The organism is Stenotrophomonas sp. YIM B13575, from assembly GCF_042787595.1.
Lineage (GTDB): Bacteria > Pseudomonadota > Gammaproteobacteria > Xanthomonadales > Xanthomonadaceae > Stenotrophomonas > Stenotrophomonas lactitubi_B.
Genome location: NZ_JBHZOP010000208.1, coordinates 1 through 3,397 on the forward strand (window position 1 = coordinate 1; position 3,397 = coordinate 3,397).

3 protein-coding genes are annotated in these 3,397 nt (G+C 66.6%); 2 read left to right on the top strand and 1 reads right to left on the bottom strand.

The window, feature by feature from the left end; all coding sequences use genetic code 11:
- Positions 1 to 63 precede the first annotated feature (63 nt).
- Positions 64 to 663: a lipocalin family protein gene (locus tag ACFX4F_RS21085; RefSeq protein WP_380658310.1), complete on the bottom strand. Its 600-nt coding sequence runs from the start codon at positions 661 to 663 to the stop codon at positions 64 to 66.
- Between the two features lie 126 nt (positions 664 to 789).
- Between ACFX4F_RS21085 and ACFX4F_RS21090 the strand changes: the two genes are divergently transcribed.
- Both ACFX4F_RS21090 and ACFX4F_RS21095 read left to right on the top strand, forming a co-directional pair.
- Positions 790 to 1,107 (top strand): hypothetical protein, encoded by a 318-nt coding sequence (locus tag ACFX4F_RS21090; RefSeq protein WP_380658313.1) that lies wholly within the window; start codon positions 790 to 792, stop codon positions 1,105 to 1,107.
- A 69-nt stretch (positions 1,108 to 1,176) separates the two neighbouring features.
- Complete coding sequence (locus tag ACFX4F_RS21095) at positions 1,177 to 3,273, top strand: prolyl oligopeptidase family protein (RefSeq protein ID WP_380658316.1); 2,097 nt, start codon at positions 1,177 to 1,179, stop codon at positions 3,271 to 3,273.
- Positions 3,274 to 3,397: the final 124 nt, after the last annotated feature.

Sequence of the window (3,397 nt, forward strand, 5' to 3'; positions counted from 1 at the left end):
GCATGGCCCGGCGCTACCGGAACGTTCGCGCGGCAGCGCCGGGCCATGCCCGGCGGCGGCGTCTCAACGCACGTTCGGCACTTCGTAGCCCAGCTTGCCGACCTGTTCGGCGTGCTGCGGCACGCGCTTGAGCTTGTCGGTGTTCACCCCGTACTCGTCACGCAGGCGCTCGGCCAGCTCCTTGTAGAGGCCTTTGTCCATGTCCGGCGTACGCGAGAAGATCCAGGCCATCTCGCGGCCCGGGTAGCCGATCAGCGCCCAGGAATAGTCCGGCGCTACTTCCAGCACCCGCGAATGGGTCGGCACGACCCGGTAGAACCAGGTGCGCCAGCCGTGGTTGCCACTGTCCGGATCAACACTGGCACGCGCGCGGATTTCCTGCAGGGGCTCGCCGAAGCCATCGCGGTAGCGATAGGTGATGGCAACCTTGTGGTCCTCGCGCAGCTCGTACTGGTTGACGCTGGTGACGTGGCCGCGTTCGATGAAGTTCGGCACACGGCCGATCACGTACCAGGTCCCCATGAAGCGCTGCAGGTCGATCGCCCCGTCTGCAGAGGCTTCCGCAGCGCTGTTGTGGGACGAGGGTGGGGTATTGGCAGCCACTGCCGGACCGCCCAGGGACAGGGCCAGCAACACAGCGCAGAACGGGCGGATCGAGGTCATGCGGGAGCGGGCTCCAGTGGGCTTGCCCGCGCATGGTCACTGTGTGCACGCCATCCGTCAATGGTGTCGCAGCCGGTGAGAAGCCCCGCAGCCAAGCTGGCCCGCATCCACCACCGGAGAATCCGCATGCGCACACGTTCCCGCCACCGCCTTCCAGCTGAACGCGTCAGCGAACGCAGCGATCCACGCCTGCTGCGGGTGGTGCCGCAGCTCGCCTTGGCCGGGCTGGCCGTGGTCCTGGTGTGGCCGGCCGCGCGCGGCAGCAGTGCCTGGCTGGGTTGGTTGCCGCTGTGGTTGGTCGGCATGCCGCTGGCGGCCTGGTGGGCCCTGCTGCGCTGCCCGTTGCCCACGCGGGCAGCGCTGCGCTGGTTGCGACGCGACACTGGGCAGGCCCGGCGCCGCTCGCAGCCACGTGCGCGCAAGACGCACACCGCCACGGCCTGACCTTCGACACGGGGGCGGTCCCGGTGATCCATGCTAGCGTTCCACGGCTAATGACTGCCTGGAGCTGCAATGTCACGATTCGCTTCCGCCTGCCTGCTGGCCGGCATGATGACCGCTGCCTCGGTGGGTACCGCCGTGGCCGCTGAAGACACCGACCGTTACGCCTGGCTGGAGGACGTCACCGGCGACAAGCCGTTGTCCTGGGTCAAGGAACAGAACGCCAAGTCCGAGGCGCGCCTGGCGCAGACCCCGGCCTTCAAGCAGATGGAGACCAGCATCCGCGAGGTGCTCGACTCGGACGCTAAGATTCCCGGCGTGCAGAAGATCGGTGATTACTACTACAACTTCTGGAAGGACAAGCAGCACGAGCGCGGCCTGTGGCGTCGCACCACCCTGGCCGAGTACCGCAAGGCCTCGCCGACCTGGGAGACCGTGCTCGACCTGGATGCGCTGAACAAGGCCGAGAACGAAAACTGGGTCTGGCACGGCGCCGACTGCCTGCGTCCGGACTACAGCCGCTGCCTGATCGCGCTGTCGCGCGGCGGTGCCGACGCCGATGTCACCCGCGAATTCGACCTGGCCAGCAAGAGCTGGATCAAGGACGGCTTCTTCCGTCCCGAATCGAAGGGCGGCCTGAGCTGGATCGACCGCGACACCGTGTTCGTCTACACCGACTTCGGCAGCGGTTCGATGACCACCTCCGGTTACCCGCGCGTGGCCAAGCTGTGGAAGCGTGGCACGCCGATGTCCGCGGCCAGCGTGGTCTATGAAGGCAAGCCGGAAGACATGTACATCGCGGCGATGCACGATGACACCCCGGGCTTCGAGCGCAACCTGGTCAGCCGCACGCTGGCCTTCTACAACAACGAGATCTACCTGCGCGGCGACGATGGCAAGCTGGCCCGGATCGATGCGCCGAACTCGGCCGAGAAGGGCCTGCACAAGCAGTGGCTGACCCTGGAACTGCGCGATCCGTGGACCGTGGGTGGCAAGACCTACGCCTCCGGCGCACTGCTGGTGACCAAGCTGGATGATTTCCTGGCTGGCAAGCGCGACTTCGAGGTGCTGTTCACCCCGACCGCGACCACCTCGCTGGCCAGTGCCTCGTGGACCAGGAACCACTTGGTGCTGAACGTGCTGGACGACGTCAAGAACCGCCTGTCGGTGCTGACCCCGACCGCCAAGGGCTGGCAGAAGAGCGACTTCGTCGGCGCGCCGGCCTTCGGCACCCTGGGCGTGAGTGCGGTCGACAGCAATGACAGCGATGCAGTGTGGCTGACCGCCACCGACTACCTGACCCCGACCACCCTGGCTATCGCCGACATCGGCAAGGCGCCGGAAGTGCTGAAGACCATGCCGGCGTTCTTTGATGCCGACGGCAAGGTCATTGAACAGCACTTCGCCACCAGCAAGGACGGCACCCGCGTGCCGTACTTCGTGGTGCACGACAAGGCGATGAAGCTCGACGGCTCCAACCCGACTCTGCTGTACGGCTACGGTGGCTTCGAGATCTCGCTGACCCCGTCGTATTCCGGTGGCATGGGCCGCGCCTGGCTGGAGAAGGGCGGCGTGTACGTGGTCGCCAACATCCGCGGTGGTGGCGAGTACGGCCCGCGCTGGCACCAGGCGGCGCTGAAGCAGAACCGTCACAAGGCCTATGAAGACATGGCCGCGGTTGCCCAGGACCTGGTCACCCGCAAGATCACTTCTGCCAAGCACCTGGGCGTGCAGGGCGGCAGCAACGGTGGCCTGCTCACCGGCAACATGCTGACCCAGTACCCGGAGCTGTTCGGTGCGGTGGTGGTGCAGGTTCCGCTGCTGGACATGAAGCGCTACAGCCACCTGCTGGCCGGTGCTTCGTGGATGGCCGAGTACGGCAACCCGGACACCAGCGACTGGGAGTTCATCAAGACCTTCTCGCCGTACCACCTGTTCGACGCGAAGAAGAGCTACCCGCCGGTGCTGTTCACCACCTCCACCCGCGATGACCGCGTGCATCCGGGCCACGCCCGCAAGATGGCCGCGAAGATGATCGATGCCGGCAAGGACGTGACCTACTACGAGAACATCGAAGGCGGTCATGGCGGTGCGGCCAACAACGCGCAGGCCGCGCACATGTCCGCACTGGCCTACAGCTTCCTGTGGGAGCGGTTGGGCGGCAAGTAAGGAAATGAAGAACGCCGCCCTCGGGCGGCGTTCTTCGTTGGGCATTCGTTGAACGGTAGCGCCGGGCCATGCCCGGCGGCTCCCTTGCCGCGCTGCGCGCTCGCCGGGCACGGCCCGGCGCTAC

Coding starts and splice junctions, on each gene's coding strand:
- ACFX4F_RS21085 (WP_380658310.1), bottom strand. CDS start 663: ATGACCTCGATCCGCCCGTTCTGCGCTGTGTTGCTGGCCCTGTCCCTG.
- ACFX4F_RS21090 (WP_380658313.1), top strand. CDS start 790: ATGCGCACACGTTCCCGCCACCGCCTTCCAGCTGAACGCGTCAGCGAA.
- ACFX4F_RS21095 (WP_380658316.1), top strand. CDS start 1,177: ATGTCACGATTCGCTTCCGCCTGCCTGCTGGCCGGCATGATGACCGCT.